The sequence below is a fragment of the Serratia sp. CY43202 genome (assembly GCF_052168755.1).
Taxonomy (GTDB): Bacteria; Pseudomonadota; Gammaproteobacteria; order Enterobacterales; family Enterobacteriaceae; genus Serratia; species Serratia bockelmannii.
Genome location: NZ_JBJNMB010000005.1, coordinates 200,128 through 217,748, shown reverse-complemented (window position 1 = coordinate 217,748; position 17,621 = coordinate 200,128). Strand labels below are relative to the sequence as shown.

At 57.5% G+C, this 17,621-nt stretch carries 18 protein-coding genes and 1 other annotated feature; of the genes, 16 read left to right on the top strand and 2 right to left on the bottom strand.

Going from position 1 to position 17,621, the window contains the following annotated elements; translation table 11 throughout:
* Position 1: 1 nt before the first annotated feature.
* From ACJ8J5_RS12420 to ACJ8J5_RS12410, 3 genes are all read left to right on the top strand, one after another.
* Positions 2-1,339: a c-type cytochrome gene (locus ACJ8J5_RS12420; RefSeq protein WP_414104672.1), complete on the top strand. Its 1,338-nt coding sequence runs from the start codon at positions 2-4 to the stop codon at positions 1,337-1,339.
* 257 nt (positions 1,340-1,596) lie between these two features.
* The gene (locus tag ACJ8J5_RS12415) at positions 1,597-2,880 is read left to right on the top strand and encodes an HAAAP family serine/threonine permease (protein WP_414104671.1); all 1,284 of its coding nucleotides are present in this window, start codon (positions 1,597-1,599) and stop codon (positions 2,878-2,880) included.
* Positions 2,881-3,030: 150 nt separating this feature from the next.
* Positions 3,031-4,164, top strand: a complete 1,134-nt coding sequence (locus ACJ8J5_RS12410) for an ABC transporter substrate-binding protein (RefSeq protein ID WP_414104670.1) — start codon at positions 3,031-3,033, stop codon at positions 4,162-4,164.
* 36 nt (positions 4,165-4,200) lie between these two features.
* Here the strand turns inward: ACJ8J5_RS12410 and ACJ8J5_RS12405 are convergent, their stop codons facing one another.
* Together ACJ8J5_RS12405 and ACJ8J5_RS12400 are read right to left on the bottom strand one after the other, a co-directional pair.
* Positions 4,201-4,887, bottom strand: coding sequence for a MarC family NAAT transporter (locus ACJ8J5_RS12405; protein WP_025302613.1), 687 nt, complete (start codon positions 4,885-4,887; stop codon positions 4,201-4,203).
* Positions 4,888-4,994: 107 nt separating this feature from the next.
* Entirely contained in the window at positions 4,995-5,222 is a 228-nt protein-coding gene (locus ACJ8J5_RS12400) for a hypothetical protein (RefSeq protein WP_065424057.1), read from the bottom strand.
* 223 nt (positions 5,223-5,445) lie between these two features.
* Here ACJ8J5_RS12400 and ACJ8J5_RS12395 point away from each other — a divergent pair, with 223 nt between their 5' ends.
* The 13 genes from ACJ8J5_RS12395 to ACJ8J5_RS12335 all read left to right on the top strand — a co-directional run bounded on the left by ACJ8J5_RS12395 (position 5,446) and on the right by ACJ8J5_RS12335 (position 17,620).
* Entirely contained in the window at positions 5,446-6,495 is a 1,050-nt protein-coding gene (locus ACJ8J5_RS12395; RefSeq protein ID WP_033642876.1) for a YrzE family protein, read from the top strand.
* Positions 6,496-6,734: 239 nt separating this feature from the next.
* Positions 6,735-7,358 carry a hypothetical protein gene (locus ACJ8J5_RS12390; protein ID WP_261425730.1) on the top strand — a complete coding sequence of 208 codons (624 nt, stop codon included), beginning with the start codon at positions 6,735-6,737 and terminating at the stop codon, positions 7,356-7,358.
* Positions 7,359-7,576: 218 nt separating this feature from the next.
* Positions 7,577-9,505 (top strand): threonine--tRNA ligase, encoded by a 1,929-nt coding sequence (gene thrS, locus ACJ8J5_RS12385; protein WP_025159696.1) that lies wholly within the window; start codon positions 7,577-7,579, stop codon positions 9,503-9,505.
* 3 nt (positions 9,506-9,508) lie between these two features.
* Positions 9,509-10,060: a translation initiation factor IF-3 gene (gene infC, locus ACJ8J5_RS12380; protein ID WP_048233542.1), complete on the top strand. Its 552-nt coding sequence runs from the start codon at positions 9,509-9,511 to the stop codon at positions 10,058-10,060.
* 98 nt (positions 10,061-10,158) lie between these two features.
* Complete coding sequence (rpmI, locus tag ACJ8J5_RS12375; RefSeq protein WP_004931418.1) at positions 10,159-10,356, top strand: 50S ribosomal protein L35; 198 nt, start codon at positions 10,159-10,161, stop codon at positions 10,354-10,356.
* 43 nt (positions 10,357-10,399) lie between these two features.
* A complete protein-coding gene (gene rplT, locus ACJ8J5_RS12370) occupies positions 10,400-10,756 on the top strand; it encodes a 50S ribosomal protein L20 (RefSeq protein ID WP_004931417.1) in 357 nt (118 codons plus the stop codon).
* Positions 10,757-10,869: 113 nt separating this feature from the next.
* Positions 10,870-10,992, top strand: a sequence feature (Phe leader region).
* The gene (gene pheM, locus ACJ8J5_RS12365; protein ID WP_121626058.1) at positions 10,874-10,918 is read left to right on the top strand and encodes a pheST operon leader peptide PheM; all 45 of its coding nucleotides are present in this window, start codon (positions 10,874-10,876) and stop codon (positions 10,916-10,918) included. (Overlaps the previous feature by 45 nt.)
* 187 nt (positions 10,993-11,179) lie before the next feature.
* Entirely contained in the window at positions 11,180-12,163 is a 984-nt protein-coding gene (pheS, locus tag ACJ8J5_RS12360; RefSeq protein WP_004931416.1) for a phenylalanine--tRNA ligase subunit alpha, read from the top strand.
* Positions 12,164-12,177: 14 nt separating this feature from the next.
* Positions 12,178-14,565 carry a phenylalanine--tRNA ligase subunit beta gene (gene pheT, locus ACJ8J5_RS12355; RefSeq protein ID WP_049205172.1) on the top strand — a complete coding sequence of 796 codons (2,388 nt, stop codon included), beginning with the start codon at positions 12,178-12,180 and terminating at the stop codon, positions 14,563-14,565.
* Between the two features lie 4 nt (positions 14,566-14,569).
* Positions 14,570-14,866: an integration host factor subunit alpha gene (ihfA, locus tag ACJ8J5_RS12350; RefSeq protein ID WP_004931414.1), complete on the top strand. Its 297-nt coding sequence runs from the start codon at positions 14,570-14,572 to the stop codon at positions 14,864-14,866.
* 553 nt (positions 14,867-15,419) lie between these two features.
* The gene (locus tag ACJ8J5_RS12345) at positions 15,420-15,836 is read left to right on the top strand and encodes a DUF2502 domain-containing protein (RefSeq protein ID WP_197826565.1); all 417 of its coding nucleotides are present in this window, start codon (positions 15,420-15,422) and stop codon (positions 15,834-15,836) included.
* A 179-nt stretch (positions 15,837-16,015) separates the two neighbouring features.
* Entirely contained in the window at positions 16,016-17,023 is a 1,008-nt protein-coding gene (gene btuC, locus ACJ8J5_RS12340) for a vitamin B12 ABC transporter permease BtuC (RefSeq protein ID WP_060432948.1), read from the top strand.
* 45 nt (positions 17,024-17,068) lie between these two features.
* Positions 17,069-17,620, top strand: coding sequence for a glutathione peroxidase (locus ACJ8J5_RS12335; protein ID WP_025302621.1), 552 nt, complete (start codon positions 17,069-17,071; stop codon positions 17,618-17,620).
* The last annotated feature ends 1 nt before the right edge of the window (position 17,621 follow it).

The window sequence follows — 17,621 nt, the reverse complement described above, 5'->3', positions numbered from 1 at the left end:
GATGAAAGCATTTGTACCGGCACTGGTTCTCAGTGCAGTGAGTTTTTCCGTTTGGGCGCAGGACGCCACCGTCAGCAGCGAGCTGATCAAGCGCGGTGAATACCTGGCGCGCGCCGGCGACTGCGTGGCTTGCCACACCGACGGCAAGAGCGGCAAAACCTTCGCCGGCGGTCTGGCGATGGAGACGCCGATCGGCACCATTTACTCCACCAACATCACGCCGGACAAGAAAACCGGCATCGGCGATTACAGCTTCGAGGATTTCGACAACGCGGTGCGTAAGGGCGTAGCCAAAAACGGCAGCACCCTGTACCCGGCGATGCCGTACCCGTCGTTCGCGCTGGTGAAAGAGGACGACATGCGCGCCATGTATGCCTATTTCATGCACGGCGTGCAGCCGGTGGAGCAGGCCAACAAGGACTCCGACATCCCGTGGCCGCTGTCGATGCGCTGGCCGCTGAGCATCTGGCGCGGCATGTTCGCGCCGTCGCCGGCGGATTTCGTCGCTGACGCCAAGGCCGATCCGGTGATTGAGCGCGGCCGCTACCTGGTGGAAGGCCTGGGCCACTGCGGTGCCTGCCATACCCCGCGCAGCATCACCATGCAGGAAAAAGCGCTGAGCAACAGCGAAAGCGACGACTACCTGTCCGGCAGCAACGCGCCGATCGACGGCTGGGTGGCTTCCAGCTTGCGCAGCGACCGTAAGGATGGCCTGGGCAGCTGGAGCGAAGCCGAGCTGACCGAGTTCCTGAAAACCGGCCGTAACGACAAGGCGATCGTGTTTGGCGGCATGAGCGACGTGGTGGAGCACAGCCTGCAATACCTGAGCGACGACGATCTGACCGCCATCGCACGCTACCTGAAATCGCTGCCGCCGAAAGACGGCAAGCAGCAGGCGGCACCGGTCAAAGACAGCGTGGCCAAGGATCTGTGGCGCGGTGACGACAGCAAGCCCGGCGCGGCGCTGTATGTCGATAACTGCGCGGCCTGCCACCGCACCGACGGCGTGGGCTATAAGCGCGCCTTCCCGTCGCTGAAGGGCAACCCGGTGGTGCAGACCGAGGACGCGACCTCGCTGATCCACATCGTGCTGACCGGTAACACCACGCCGGCGGTGCAGGGCGCGGTGTCCAACATCACCATGCCGCCGTTTGGCTGGCGTCTGAACGATCAGCAGGTGGCGGACGTGGTGAACTTCATCCGTACCAGCTGGGGCAACAGCGCCAAACCGGTGAGCGCCTCCGACGTGGCCGACGTGCGTAAAGACCGCTCGATGATCCGCGACGAGAAGGAGATGGGCAGCGCCGAGGTGCCGGACCATCCGGACGCGAAGAAGTAAACCGCTTAAGGGCTCCGCAAGGAGCCCTTAGTTTTTCCTGCCCGTGCCGGTTTTTTCAGCATTTTCTGTTCGCAAATCATCCGTTCAGCCGATAAAACATAGACCCGCAGCGGATTTTTCATTATCCTTTGCCGTCCTTTCATCAGGCGTAAGTATGAAATATCGCTTTAATTCACTGATTACTATTAAAAAATTCGCGGAGAAGGATATCCCGTTAGGCGCAATCGTTGGCGCTGCAGATTAAGGTAGACTGTCTCATGAGTACGATTTCTCCCGATTCAGGCACGCTGACGGCCGCTCAGCCTGCCAAATGGAACAAAACCGACACCGTCTGGATGTTCGGTCTCTATGCCACCGCGGTGGGCGCCGGCACATTGTTCTTGCCGATCAACGCCGGTTTGAACGGCCCGCTGGTGCTGCTGTTGATGGCGCTGTTCGCTTTCCCGTTGACCTATTTGCCGCACCGCGCGCTCAGCCGCTTCGTGCTTTCTGGCTCCAGCCGCGACGGCAATATTCACGATGTGGTGGTGGAACACTTCGGCGTGCTGGCCGGAAAAATCATCATGATGCTGTATCTGATGGCGTTCTTCCCGATCGTGCTGGTGTACAGCATTTCGATCACCAACGCGCTGGACAGCTTCCTGATCCACCAGTTCCACGTGGCGCCGCTGCCGCGTATCTGGCTGAGTCTGGCGGTGGTCGTAGTGCTCAATCTGGTGCTGCTGCGTGGCAAAGACAGCATCGTGGCGGCGATGGGCATGCTGGTGTTCCCGCTGCTGGTGTTCCTGATGGGTATTTCGCTGTACCTGATGCCGAGCTGGAATACCGCCAACTTCGTGCACGGCCTGGCCACCACCCGCTTCGACACGCCGGGGCTGTGGCATTCACTGTGGCTGGCGGTGCCGGTGATGGTGTTTTCCTTCAGCCATGCGCCGATCATCTCCTCCTTCGCCTCGACCCAGAAGAGCCTGTATGGCGACAAGGCGGAGCGCCGCTGCGCGCGCATCATGCGCTACAGCTATGTGCTGATCTGCGTTACCGTGCTGTTTTTCGTGTTCAGCTGCGTGCTGAGCCTGTCCCATGAAGACATGCAGCAGGCGAAAGATCAGAACATCACGGTGCTGACCACGCTGGCCAACAAGTTTTCCAACCCGCTGATCGCCTATCTCGGCCCGGTGATGGCAATGCTGGCAATGGCTAAATCCTATCTCGGCACCTCGCTGGGGGTGACGGAAGGGGCGACCAGCCTGATCGACGGCGTCACGCGCGCGGTCGGCAAGCCGCTCACCTCGCGCATGACGCACCGCATCTCGGCGGTGGCACTGTTCCTGCTCACCTGGGCGGCGACGGTGTGGAACCCCAGCGCGCTGCACATCATCGAAACCATCAGCGGCCCGCTGATTGCGGCGATCCTGTTTATCCTGCCGATGTACGCCGTGCGTGCGGTGCCGGCCATGCGCCAGTACCGCGCGGCGAGCAACGTCTTCGTGCTGGTGATGGGCCTGATTGCGCTGTCGGCGCTGATCTACGGCCTGATGTGATCCCTTGGGCGCGCCGGCTCCGGTGCGCCTCTTATCCTTCCTTTACACATCCCTTTGCAATTAATCGCCGACATGCCGGGCGTTATCTTTGATAATGCAAGCCATTCTCATTAGTATTTCCTGAATGTATTCATGACCAAGGAGTTTTTCGTGCACCGTCGAATCACTTTGCCGGCGCTGGTTTGCGCCGCCTTGCTCGCCTCTCCGGCGATGGCCACTACCTATCCGTTGACCCTGACCGACACCTCCGGCCAGACGGTTACCCTCCAGCAGGAGCCGAAACGCATCGTGGTGCAGGACGGGCGCGACATTCTCACGCTGGCGCTGCTCGATCGCGCCAACCCGTTCGGCCGGCTGGTGGCCTGGAATAACCTGCTGAAGAAAAGCGACGCGGCGACCTGGGATATCTTGCAGAGCAAATGGCCGGCGGCGAAAAACATCATCGACATGGGATTCAGCGATAAAGGCGAAGTGAATCTGGAGAGCGTGATCGCCAAGCGCCCCGATCTGATGATCGCCCAGCTGCGCTCCAAGCCTTCGCTGAGCCAAACCGGCGTGCTGGATAAGCTGAAGGCGCTGAACGTGCCGGTGCTGTTTATCGATACCATGCTCAAGCCGGTGGAAAACACGCCGAAAAGCGTGACGCTGTTGGGGGAAACCCTCAACCGTGAAAGCGAAGCCAAGCAATATACCGATTATTATCAGCAGCATTATCAGGCCATTCTGGCCAAAACGCAGGCGGTGGCACCCAAACCGTTGGTGTTCTTCGAAGCCAAGGCCGGTCTGAATGGCCTGGAATCCTGCTGCTTCACCCATGCGCACGTCGGCTGGGGCGCGTTGGTCGAAGCGGTCGGCGCGCGTAACATCGGTTCTGCGCTGCTGCCGGGTGCGACCGGCGACGTGGCGCTGGAAAAAGTGATCAGTATGAAACCGGATGCGTATATCGTTTCCGGCTCGCAGTGGGCCAGCAAGACCAATGCCGCGGTGCCGTTCGGCTATGGCGTGACGCAGCAGCAGGTGGATGAGGCCTTCAACCGCATGAAGCAGCGCCCAGGGTTCTCACAGGTGTCGGCGGTGAAGGAAGGGCGGTTCTACGGCATCTACCATAACTTCTACAACCACCCGTACAACATCGTCGGGCTGGAGTATCTGGCGAAGTTTATCTATCCGGCGCAGTTCCCGGATTTGGATCCGGCCAAGACCTACAGCGAGATCCTCAGTCGCTTTACCGAAGTGCCGGAAGGCAAAGGCATTTTGGGCGCGCAGGCGCCGGCGGGGAAATAACGGCAACGGGCGCGATGTCGCGCCCGTTTTGTATGATCAGGCGGTCGGTGTATAGGTGGAGATGATCTCCAGCACGCCGTTGATGATGAACTGAACGCCCATGCACACCAGCAGGAACCCCATCAGGCGCGAGATCGCCTCGATGCCGCTTTTCCCCACCAACCGCATGATGGCGCCGGAACTGAGCAGGCAGGCCCACAGGATCACCGCGACCGTCAGGAAGATGGCGACCGGCGCCACGGCCAACACCCAGGGTTCAAAGCCCAGCGAGTTCGCTTTGACGCTCGATGCCGAGCTGATGATCATCGCGATGGTGCCCGGCCCGGCGGTGCTCGGCATGGCCAGCGGCACGAAGGCGATGTTGGCCGACGTCTTGTGGCGCAGCTCGTGCGACTTGCTCTCCACCTCCGGCGCGTCTTCGGGGCTCTGCTGCGGGAACAGCATGCGAAAACCGATGAAGGCGACGATCAGGCCGCCGGCGATGCGCAGGCCGGGGATCGAAATGCCGAAGGTGTTCATCACCACCTGCCCGGCGTAAAACGCCACCGTCATGATGCAGAACACATAAACCGAGGCCATCAGCGACTGCTGATTACGCTCTTCGCGCGTCATATTGCCGGACAACCCGAGCAGCAACGCCACCGTGGTCAGCGGGTTGGCCAGCGGCAACAGCAGCACCAAACCCAGTCCGATGGCCTGGAATAACTGCAAAATACCCGTCATAAAATAGACTCCCTGTGCAACGTTCAAGCCGCCAAACGGCGGCCCATGAGCTGAACAGCCTAGCCTGCCGTACGCCTGGCGGCAATGGGGATAGCTCGTAACGTTAATTAACCGTCGGCCCGGGCGTTCAGTGCCGCCGGCCGGCGAAATTGGTCGGCGGGAGACTCATCGTCATCGCCGCACTCGCCGGCGAGCTCAGGTTCATCCTCACACCCCAGCGGCGCTTCGTTGACCGCGATCGCGCGCGGCACCGAACGTGCGCCAAAATGCACCAGCCCATATAACGTCGCCAATGCCGCGCACGCCACGATGAGGGCTGCGAGTAACCGGTTCATGTTGTGCGCTAAGGCCCTGTTCACTGGTGGATAGCGTAAGAATAGTGATGCTAAGACGGTCTGTCAGCGTATCGCCGCTGAGAGTAGACGCACTCTTGATGTTATTATCATTAATTATTTTTAACTGTTTTCACCCTTTAACCGCCTGATTGATGAAGCGAGTCTATAATGGTAAGGCTTTCTGGCATTTCTTTATAATCGAAAACTTAAAAGGAGTTTTACTATGGAAGTGGCAAAAGAATGGGTAGCGGCGAAAAAAATCTCCTGGGGCAGCGTCATCGGCGGCGTGATCACCGTATTGGCTGTTTCACTGCTGCTGTCGACGTTAGGCACCAGTCTTGGATTCTCCATCGTGGATCCGACATCAGACGATCCGATAAACGGCGCCGGTACCACCGTAGTGATTTGGTCCGCTGTTTCAATCATTATTAGTTTGGCCGCCGGCGCTTTTATTGCTGGGCGTTTGGCTGCTAATGACGGACTTATTCATGGCTTCCTGGTCTGGGCTACGTCACTGATTGTGGCTGCGGTACTGGGTGGGATGCTGGTCGGGTCTGCAGTGAAGGCGACCGGCAATGCGCTGGGCGCTATCGCTTCGACCTCCGGCAGCTTGCTCTCCGGCGCCGGTTCAGCGATTGGCAAAGGGGCATCCGGATTGGCGGACGCCGGCGGTAAAGTGTTTGACAAGTTGGGCATTGACACAACCTTGGAACCTGAACAGCTGCAAGGCGATGTGGTTACGGCGCTTAAAAAAAGCGGTATCCCGTCATTGCAGCCTGAATTCATGCAACAGCAGTTGAATGCGGCCAAAACTGATTTGGCGGACGCAGTAAAAGCCCTGGCACTTCAGCCTGACAATAGCGACGCCATTATTAATCAACTGGTCGCCAAGCTTAAAAAACAGGGTGAGGCCATCTCGCAAGATGTGGATCAAGACGCCCTGAAAAAGGCCTTGGCAGAAAATACCGATATGACGCCGCAGGAAGTGGACCAGACGGTGAAGAATTTGGTCGAAGCCAAAAATAAAACTGCGCAGCTGGTTAATCAGCGTTTGGATGACGCCGAAGCAAAAATCAATCAGGCAAAACAGGAGTATGTGGAGCTGAAACAGAAGGCGCGCGAACAGGCTGCCGCTGCTGCAGACGAATTGTCGCGGGCCGCATTATGGTCATTCTTTGCGCTGTTGATTGGCGCAGTGGTCAGTGCGTTGGCCGGCTTGTGGGGCGTTAACACCAATGTTCGCCGTATCGCGGTATCACCTGCGCAGGCGTAATCTTCAGGTTCCTTTGCGCGTCTCGATGATAGAGGGATGAGAGCCAGGAATCTTGACGACGATGAAGTGACTGCCAGGAAAGACTGGCCTCACCCCGGCCCAGGTGCCGGGGTTTTTTATTGTTTCGGCGTAATTAACGACCACCTTTCGCGTGGCTCAGGGCATTAGGCACCAATTGCCACGATCCCTGAGAACAGGTGGATACCATAGATGCGCTGTAAATAATAATGAGTGTGATTATGAAACAAGAACTGCATCTTTTACTGGGGAAAATCGGCGCATTCGCGCTTTCCGCCGCCTTCATGGCTGCATTGGTCGGCCTGGTGTTTATCGATGTGCACTGGCTGCATAACTTCGTTCATGAAACCTCGCTGACCGAAGCGGCACAGGAACTGTTGCTGCTCGCCATCTCCGGCGGTTTTTTCGCCGCGGCCCGGCGACAGGCTGAACGGCGTTCCGCCTGGCTGCTGGTTGGCGGCTTCTTTCTCTGCATGCTGATCCGCGAGATGGACTTCGCGTTCGATGCGTTGTGGCATGGCGCCTGGGTGTGGTTCGCACTGGCGGTCGCCTTGGCCTGCCTGTGGCATGCGGCACGGCATATTGCGGCCACGGTGCGCGGTCTGGTCTATTTCGTGACGCATCCCGGCTACGGCATGATGTGCGCCGGCCTGCTGTGCATTCTGGTGTTTTCACGCCTGTTCGGCATGAGCGCGCTGTGGCAAACGCTGATGCTGGACGGCTACAACCGAGTGGTGAAAAACATGGTGGAAGAGGGGTGCGAACTGTTGGGCTACGGCCTGTGTCTGTTGGCTACCCTCAGCTATCTGAAAGGCGTTTTGGCATCGAATGAGGCGAAAGTGTGAGGGCGGTGGCACTTTATTTATCCGGAACAATTTTAGTGATACTATTCGCTTAGCCGAATGCGGCTGAGAAGGTATGCGTTCCATTCTGTATACCCAGTGAGGTTTCAATCTGGCAATTGTGGGCGAGATCTGAAACCTGGCTGACCAAACCCAAAATCCAATTTTCGTACTGCATGTGATCTGTCGTGTGGGTCACCACTGTAGATAAGGAATTATTAATGCCTGTTATTACCCTTCCTGACGGAAGTCAGCGTCATTTCGACCACCCCGTTTCCCCGATGGATGTCGCGCGCGATATCGGCCCTGGCCTGGCGAAAGCCTGTATCGCCGGCCGCGTCAACGGCGAGCTGGTTGACGCCGGCGATCTGATCGAATCGGATGCGCAGTTGGCCATCATCACCATCAAAGATGAAGACGGTCTGGAAATCATGCGCCACTCCTGCGCGCACCTGCTGGGTCATGCGATCAAGCAGCTGTGGCCGGATACCAAAATGGCGATCGGTCCGGTGATCGACAACGGTTTTTATTATGACGTGGACATCGACCGGACCCTGACGCAGGAAGACCTGGATCTGCTGGAAAAGCGGATGCACGAGTTGGCCGATAAGGATTACGACGTCATCAAGAAGAAGGTCAGCTGGCAAGAAGCCCGTGACACCTTCGCTGAGCGCGGCGAAATCTATAAAGTGGCGATCCTGGATGAGAACATCAGCCATGACGATCGTCCGGGTCTGTATCACCACGAAGAATACGTCGACATGTGCCGCGGCCCGCACGTGCCGAACATGCGTTTCTGCCACCATTTCAAACTGCAGAAAACCTCCGGCGCTTACTGGCGCGGCGACAGCAAAAACAAAATGCTGCAGCGTATCTACGGTACCGCCTGGGCAGACAAGAAGCAGCTGAACGCCTACCTGCAACGCCTGGAAGAAGCGGCCAAGCGCGATCACCGCAAGATCGGCAAACAGCTCGACCTGTATCACATGCAGGAAGAAGCGCCGGGTATGGTGTTCTGGCACAACGACGGTTGGACTATCTTCCGCGAGCTGGAAGCCTTCGTGCGCATGAAGCTCAAAGAGTATCAGTACCAGGAAGTGAAAGGTCCGTTCATGATGGACCGCGTGCTGTGGGAAAAAACCGGCCACTGGGAAAACTACAAAGACGCCATGTTCACCACCGCGTCGGAAAACCGCGAATACTGCATCAAGCCGATGAACTGCCCGGGTCACGTGCAGATCTTCAACCAGGGCCTGAAGTCGTACCGTGATTTGCCGCTGCGCATGGGTGAATTCGGCAGTTGCCACCGCAACGAGCCTTCGGGTTCCCTGCACGGCCTGATGCGCGTGCGCGGCTTCACGCAGGATGACGCCCACATCTTCTGTACCGAAGAGCAGGTGCGCGCCGAAGTGAACGAATGTATCCGCATGGTGTATGACGTGTACGGCACTTTCGGCTTCGACAAGATCGCCGTCAAGCTGTCCACGCGTCCGGAAAAACGCATCGGCACCGACGACATGTGGACCCGTGCGGAAGAAGACCTGGCCGCCGCGCTGACCGAGAACGGCATTCCGTTTGAATATCAGCCGGGTGAGGGCGCCTTCTACGGACCGAAAATTGAATTTACCCTGCATGATTGTTTGGATCGCGCATGGCAATGTGGTACCGTGCAGCTCGATTTCTTCTTGCCGGGCCGTTTGGGCGCATCGTACGTTGGCGAAAACAACGATCGCGTCGTGCCGGTAATGATTCACCGCGCCATTTTGGGCTCCATGGAACGCTTCATCGGTATCCTTACCGAAGAATATGCCGGGTTCTACCCGACCTGGATCGCTCCGGTGCAGGTGGTGGTGATGAATATCACCGATAGCCAGTCTGATTACGTCCAGCAATTGACCAAAAAACTGCAGGATGCAGGTATTCGCGTGAAAGCGGACTTGAGAAATGAGAAGATTGGCTTTAAAATTCGCGAACATACTTTACGTCGAGTCCCTTACATGTTGGTGTGCGGTGACAAAGAGGTCGAAGCAGGCAAAGTTGCCGTTCGTACCCGCCGTGGCAAAGACTTGGGAAGCCTGGACGTAAACGAAGTCGTAGACAAGCTGCTGAAAGAGATTCGCAGCCGTAGTCTTCATCAACTGGAGGAATAAAGTATTAAAGGCGGAAAACGAGTTCAACCGGCGCGTCCTAATCGCATTAACAGAGAAATTCGCGCGCAAGAAGTTCGCCTAACCGGCGTCGATGGCGAGCAGATTGGTATTGTCAGTCTGAATGAAGCTCTTGAAAAAGCTGAGGAAGCGGGCGTTGATTTAGTAGAAATCAGCCCAAATGCCGAACCGCCAGTTTGCCGAATCATGGATTACGGCAAATTCCTCTACGAGAAGAGCAAGTCGACGAAAGAACAGAAGAAGAAGCAAAAAGTTATCCAGGTTAAGGAAATCAAATTCCGTCCTGGCACCGATGATGGCGACTATCAGGTCAAACTACGCAACCTGATTCGCTTTCTGGAAGATGGCGATAAAGCCAAAATCACCCTGCGTTTCCGTGGGCGTGAGATGGCGCACCAGCAGATCGGTATGGAAGTGCTTAACCGCGTCCGTAAAGACCTGTGTGAAGATATGGATCTGGCAGTGGTCGAATCCTTCCCTACGAAGATCGAAGGCCGCCAGATGATTATGGTGCTCGCTCCTAAGAAGAAACAGTAAGGCTTACAAGTAATGGAACCCGCGCGGCGCTTGCGCTGTGTGGGTTTTATTCGCCCAACTGATTCGTTGTTTAACAATGCGAAGTGGATTTAATTAAAATGCCAAAGATTAAAACTGTACGTGGTGCAGCCAAGCGCTTCAAAAAAACCGGCAGCGGTGGTTTTAAGCGTAAACATGCCAACCTGCGTCATATTCTGACCAAAAAAGCAACCAAGCGTAAACGTCACCTGCGTCCGAAAGGCATGGTGTCTAAAAACGATCTGGTCCTGGTTACCGCGTGCCTGCCGTACGCATAAGCCATTTTTTTTGAATTTAGAATAAGACTTTAGGAGAGAGCATATGGCTCGCGTAAAACGTGGTGTAATTGCACGCGCACGTCACAAGAAAATTATGAAGCAGGCGAAAGGTTACTACGGTGCCCGTTCGCGCGTATATCGTGTTGCCTTCCAGGCAGTAATCAAAGCAGGCCAGTATGCTTACCGTGACCGTCGTCAACGTAAGCGTCAGTTCCGTCAGCTGTGGATTGCACGTATCAACGCAGCTGCTCGTCAGAACGGTCTGTCTTACAGCAAGTTCATCAACGGCTTGAAAAAAGCGTCGATCGAAATTGACCGTAAGATCCTGGCTGACATCGCAGTCTTCGACAAAGTGGCCTTCGGCGCACTGGTTGAGAAAGCGAAAGCAGCTCTGGCGTAAGTCAGTAGAAGAGGGAGCTTGCTCCCTCTTTTAATCTTTGTTTTCAGCGACAAATATTGACTTTCATTGCCCGCCGCTATATCACTGGTGGTCAATCATCGACAAGGTACCGCAATCATGCACGCAGCTATTTTTCGTTTCTTTTTTTACTTTAGCGCCTGACTTCAGGAGGCTTTGCGCGTAAGAAAAGAAACGAAAAGTAGCGCCTAAGCCTCCCTCGTGGAGGCTTTTTTGTTTTTGGCCATCGGCTCGCCTTGCAAAGCGTTGCGGTGAGAACGGCGGGTACTCAGCCGGCCCTGTGCCGCGCAGGTGAGCCATCCGGCCGACAACGCATTGAAAAGTCTTTGAAGATTGCTCAAAGGCGTGTTCGAATAATAGATAACAATTACTTAGGGCCATCCCGGCCAGAGGAAGAGGAAAGCAATGCCACATCTCGCAGAGCTGGTTGCCAATGCCAAGGCAGCCGTAGAAGATGCCCAGGATGTTGCCGCGTTAGATTTGGTGCGCGTCGAATATTTTGGCAAGAAAGGTCATTTCACCTTGCAGATGCAGTCTCTGCGCGACGTACCGGCGGAAGACCGCCCGGCGGCCGGCGCGGTGATCAACCAGGCCAAGCAAGAGGTGCAAGACGCCCTGAATGCGCGCAAGAACGCGCTGGAAAGCGCCGCGCTGAACGCGCGCCTGGCGGCTGAAACCATCGACGTCTCTCTGCCGGGCCGTCGCATGGAAAACGGCGGCCTGCACCCGGTGACCCGCACCATCGACCGCATCGAAACCTTCTTCGGCGAGCTGGGCTTCTCCGTCGCTACCGGCCCGGAGATTGAAGACGATTACCATAACTTCGACGCGCTGAATATTCCAGGGCATCACCCGGCGCGCGCCGACCACGATACCTTCTGGTTCGACGCCACGCGCCTGCTGCGCACTCAGACCTCCGGCGTGCAGATCCGCACCATGAAGAACCAGCAGCCGCCGATCCGCATCATTGCGCCGGGCCGCGTTTATCGTAACGACTACGATCAGACTCACACCCCGATGTTCCACCAGATGGAAGGGCTGATCGTCGATAAAGACATCAGCTTCACCAACCTGAAGGGCACGCTGCACGATTTCCTGAATAACTTCTTTGAAGAAGACCTGCAGGTTCGTTTCCGTCCGTCCTACTTCCCGTTCACCGAACCGTCCGCTGAAGTGGACGTGATGGGCAAGAACGGCAAATGGCTGGAAGTGCTGGGCTGCGGCATGGTGCATCCGAACGTGCTGCGCAACGTGGGCATCGATCCGGAAGTTTACTCCGGCTTCGCCTTCGGTATGGGCATGGAGCGCCTGACGATGCTGCGTTACGGCGTCACCGACCTGCGCGCATTCTTCGAAAACGATCTGCGTTTCCTCAAACAGTTTAAGTAAGGCGGGAATATCACATGAAATTCAGTGAACTCTGGTTGCGCGAGTGGGTAAACCCGGCCATCAGCAGCGAAGCATTATCCGATCAAATCACCATGGCCGGTTTGGAAGTGGACGGCGTGGATCCGGTTGCCGGCGCGTTTAACGGCGTTGTGGTGGGCGAAGTGGTCGAGTGCGGCCAACACCCGAACGCCGACAAACTGCGCGTCACCAAGGTTAACGTAGGCGGCGATCGCCTGCTCGACATCGTCTGCGGCGCGCCGAACTGCCGCACCGGCCTGAAAGTGGCGGTCGCCACCGTGGGCGCGGTGCTGCCGGGCGACTTCAAAATCAAGGCCGCCAAGCTGCGCGGCGAGCCTTCGGAAGGCATGCTGTGCTCATTCTCCGAGCTGGGCATTTCCGACGATCATGACGGCATCATTGAGCTGCCGCTGGATGCGCCGATCGGCACCGACATCCGCGACTATCTGAAACTGAACGACAACACCATCGAGATCAGCGTCACGCCGAACCGCGCCGACTGCCTGGGCATCATCGGCGTTGCGCGTGACGTGGGCGTACTGAACCAGGTTGCGCTGACCGAGCCGGATATGAGCCCGGTGGCTGCCACTATCGACGCCACGCTGCCGATCCGCGTTGACGCGCCGCAGGCGTGCCCGCGTTATCTGGGCCGCGTGGTGAAAGGCATCGACGTCAAGGCGCCAAGCCCGCTGTGGATGCGTGAAAAACTGCGTCGTTGCGGTATCCGTTCTATCGATGCCGTCGTCGACGTCACCAACTATGTGCTGTTGGAACTTGGCCAGCCGATGCACGCCTTCGATCTGAGCCGCATCGACGGCGGCATCGTGGTGCGCATGGCGGAAGAAGGGGAAACCTTGACGCTGCTGGACGGTAACGAAGCCAAACTGAACGCCGACACCTTAGTGATCGCCGATCATCAAAAAGCGTTGGCGATGGGCGGCATCTTCGGTGGCGAGCATTCCGGCGTCAACGGGGAAACCCAGGACGTGCTGCTGGAGTGCGCTTTCTTCAGTCCGCTATCGATCACCGGTCGCGCGCGCCGTCACGGCCTGCACACCGATGCTTCTCATCGCTATGAGCGCGGTGTCGATCCGGCGCTGCAGTACAAAGCGATGGAGCGCGCCACGCGCCTGCTGCTCGACATCTGTGGCGGCCAGGCCGGTCCGATTATTGACGTGACCGATGAAAACGAACTGCCGAAGCGCGCCACCATCACGCTGCGCCGCGAGAAGTTGGATCGCCTGATCGGCCACGTGGTGCCGAGCGAGCAGGTCAGCGACATTCTGCGCCGCCTGGGTTGCCAGGTGACCGAGCAGGGCGACAGCTGGCAAGCGATCGCGCCGAGCTGGCGTTTTGATATGGAGATCGAAGAGGATCTGGTGGAAGAAGTGGCGCGTGTTTACGGCTACGACAACATCCCGGATGTGCCGGTGCGTGCCGATCTGGTGATGACCCAGCATCGCGAAGCCGATCTGACGCTCAAGCGCGTGAAGACCATGCTGGTCGATCACGGTTATCAGGAAGCGATCACCTATAGCTTCGTCGATCCGAAAGTGCAGGCGTTGCTGCATCCGAATGAAGAAGCGCTGATCCTGCCGAGCCCGATTTCGGTCGAAATGTCGGCCATGCGCCTGTCGCTGTGGACCGGCCTGCTGTCCGCGGTAGTGTACAACCAGAACCGCCAGCAGACGCGTCTGCGCCTGTTCGAAAGCGGCCTGCGCTTTGTGCCTGATAGTGCGGCAAATCTGGGTATCCGTCAGGACGTCATGCTGGCAGGCGTGATCGCCGGCCATACGCACGATGAACATTGGGATCTGGCGCGCAAGCCCGTCGACTTCTATGATTTAAAAGGGGATCTGGAGTCTGTCCTCGAGCTGACCGGTAAATTATCCGAAATTCAGTTCCGGGCGGAAGCCAATCCGGCCCTGCATCCAGGGCAAAGTGCGGCGATTTATTTGCACGGCGAACGCGTTGGTTTCATCGGTGTGGTTCACCCGGAACTTGAACGTAAACTGGATCTTAACGGCCGCACCGTGGTGTTTGAACTGGAGTGGAACAAGCTTGCGAGCCGCGCCGTGCCTCAGGCGCGGGAGATTTCGCGCTTCCCGGCAAACCGCCGTGATATCGCTGTTGTGGTGGCTGAAAACGTCCCAGCAGAAGATATTTTGGCCGAGTGTAAGAAAGTTGGCGCAAATCAGGTAGTTGGCGTAAACTTGTTTGACGTGTACCGTGGCAAGGGCGTGGCAGAAGGTGACAAGAGCCTGGCTATCAGTCTGGTATTGCAGGATACCGCTCGTACACTGGAAGAAGAGGAGATAGCCGCTACCGTTGCAAAATGCGTAGAGGCTCTAAAACAGCGATTCCAAGCATCCTTGAGGGATTGAACCTATGGCGCTTACTAAAGCTGAAATGTCAGAACACCTGTTTGAGAAGCTTGGGCTTAGCAAACGGGACGCCAAAGACCTGGTGGAACTGTTCTTTGAAGAGGTCCGCCGGGCCCTTGAGAATGGCGAACAGGTAAAACTGTCGGGTTTTGGCAACTTTGATCTGCGTGACAAGAACCAACGTCCGGGGCGTAACCCGAAGACCGGCGAAGACATTCCGATTACGGCGCGCCGCGTGGTGACCTTCCGTCCGGGGCAGAAGCTGAAAAGCCGGGTAGAAAACGCCAGCCCGAAAGGGTGAGTGACGTGACATCAAAAAAGGCCGCTTGCGCGGCCTTTTTCTTTTCTGGGACAAAATTCAGTTTATTCCTAATTATCAAGGCGACTATTAAATTTGTTCGTTAAGTCGGTATGGAGGGATTAATTTAACCTCAGTTGCGGAATATTCTTATATCTTATTATTGTTGATGAGTGAATCTATTTTCTCTCCTCAGTAACGGCCGTAATAATGGCCAGGGCCATCGCCGCGGTGGCCGCCGCCCCAGTGAGGGCCCCAGCAGCAGGCGCTGAGGCTTGAGGCCAAGGCTACAACGGCTAACAACCTACCTATACGTTTAATCATTTTATTATCCTCCGATGGGAATCCGGTTAATTATAATTGTCGCGTCGCTTAAGCGATGTCAGCAATTCGTTAAGCCTTGTCAGTGGCTATGATAATTAAAGGCGGCGGCAAACAGTGTAGGGATTGTGTAAGGCCGTCGAAAACGATCTGAAAATAGGTATCGATGAGATAGTCGTTAAATAAATGCGCTGATATAACCACTGCAGCAAGAAAAATAGAGTGAGAAGGTAAAATGAAAAAAATCCTGTTGCTGGTGTGTATCCCGCTGTCGCTGCCGCTGGCGGCGCAGGCCGATGTGTCCGTCGATATCAACGTGCCGGGCGTTTCTCTGCACCTGGGGGATCAGGACCGCCGCGGCTACTACTGGGATGGCTACGACTGGCGCCCACCGCAGTGGTGGCATGCGCACCAGGGCCGAGGTCTGGGGGAGCGCAATGCGCGCGGTCTGTACTGGGACGGCGGACGCTGGCAACCTTCGCCGCCGCGTGGCTATGAACATCGCCAGCCGGCACGCAGCGGCAATCCGTTCCACGGCGATCGCGATAATCGCGACCACGACCGCCGTCATGACGATCGTGGTGACCATGACCGCCGTGATGACGCCCGCGGTCAGCCTTATCCACCGGGCAACGCCGGCCCGCATCGTTAATCCCTGAGTTTATCGGCGGCTGGTTTTGCCATCATCGTTGCGATGACGGGCAGGACCAGCTGCTGCTTTCCTGCGCCATCGCCTACGCAAGGCTTCCCCTTGCGGCGTTAACCCCCTAATATTCGACTCAGACGTCAATTATCCGGCCACGACAGCGGCCGGCAGGGAATCGCCGCGCCATGCCAACCAGCCGTACCTTCACCTTACTGTTGCAACATCAACGTTACTGCGATAAACGCCAGGTCAGTCTGTTGGCGCTGGGCGTGGCGGTGGCTTTACTGTTCAGCCTTTGCGCCGGCGACCAATGGATATGGCCGTCAGAATGGTTCAGCGAACGGGCGCAACTGTTCGTTTGGCAACTGCGCTTGCCGCGCGCGCTGGCGGTGATGCTGGTCGGCGCTGCCCTGGCGGTGGCGGGCGCGGTGATGCAGGCGCTGTTTGAAAACCCGCTGGCGGAGCCCGGTCTGCTGGGCGTCGCTAACGGCGCCGGTGTCGCGCTGGTGCTGACGGTGTTGTTGGGGCACGGTTTGTTGCCGGTGGCGCTGTTGAGCGCCGCCGCGATAGTCGGTGCGCTGGCGATGACTTTCTTGCTGTTGGGCTTTGCTCGCCGGCGACGCTTGACCAATGCGCGGTTGTTGCTGGTCGGCGTGGCGCTGGGCATCGTGTGTAGCGCGCTGATGACCTGGGCAGTTTATTTCAGTACCAGTCTCGATCTGCGGCAGCTGATGTACTGGATGATGGGCGGCTTCGGTGGCGTAGACTGGCGCCAAAAGTGGCTGGTGCTGGCGCTGCTGCCGGTGTTGCTGTGGCTGTGTGGCCAGGGGCGGGTGCTCAATCTGATGGCGCTGGGCGAGGTGCAGGCGCGACAGCTCGGGCTGTCGCTGCATCTGTGGCGCAATCTGCTGGTGCTGGCGATCGGCTGGCTGGTCGGTGTCAGCGTGGCGCTGGCCGGGGTGATCGGCTTCGTCGGCCTGGTGATCCCGCATATTTTGCGGCTTACGGGCCTGACTGACCAGCGCTATCTGTTGCCGGCCTGCGCGCTGGCGGGGGCCGGCGTGTTGCTGGTGGCCGATGTGGTGGCCCGCGTTGCGCTGCTGGCGGCCGAGCTGCCGATCGGCGTGGTGACCGCCACGCTGGGGGCGCCGCTATTTATCTGGTTACTGACCCGGACAAAGGGCGTAAGGTAGTTTTCTTTATTCACCTGCCATTAAAAAACCAAAGGATGACAACCGATGAGTAAGCCAATCTACAATCTGCCGTTACAGACTATCGAGAATCAGGCCACCACGCTGGGGAGCTATCAGGACAAGGTGCTGCTGGTGGTCAACGTAGCCTCGGAGTGCGGCCTGACCAAGCAGTACGAAGGGCTGGAAGCGCTGTACGAAACCTATCGCGATCGGGGGCTGGAAGTTCTGGGGTTCCCGTCCAATGAATTTCTGGGTCAGGAGCCGGGCAGCAACGAAGAGATCCTGGCGTTTTGCCGCGGAACCTTCGGCGTGCAATTCCCGATGTTCGCCAAGATTGAGGTGAACGGCGAAGGCCGTCATCCGCTGTATCAGGCGTTGATTGCCGCCCAGCCGGAAGCTGTCGCCCCGGAAGGCAGCGAGTTCCTGGCGCGGATGACCAGCAAAGGGCGTGCGCCGAAGCACACCGGCGATATTCTGTGGAACTTCGAGAAATTCCTTATCGCACGCGACGGCACGGTGATCCAGCGCTTCTCGCCTGACACCACGCCAGAGGATCCGGCGCTGGTGGCGGCGGTGAAACAAGCGCTGGCGGGATAAT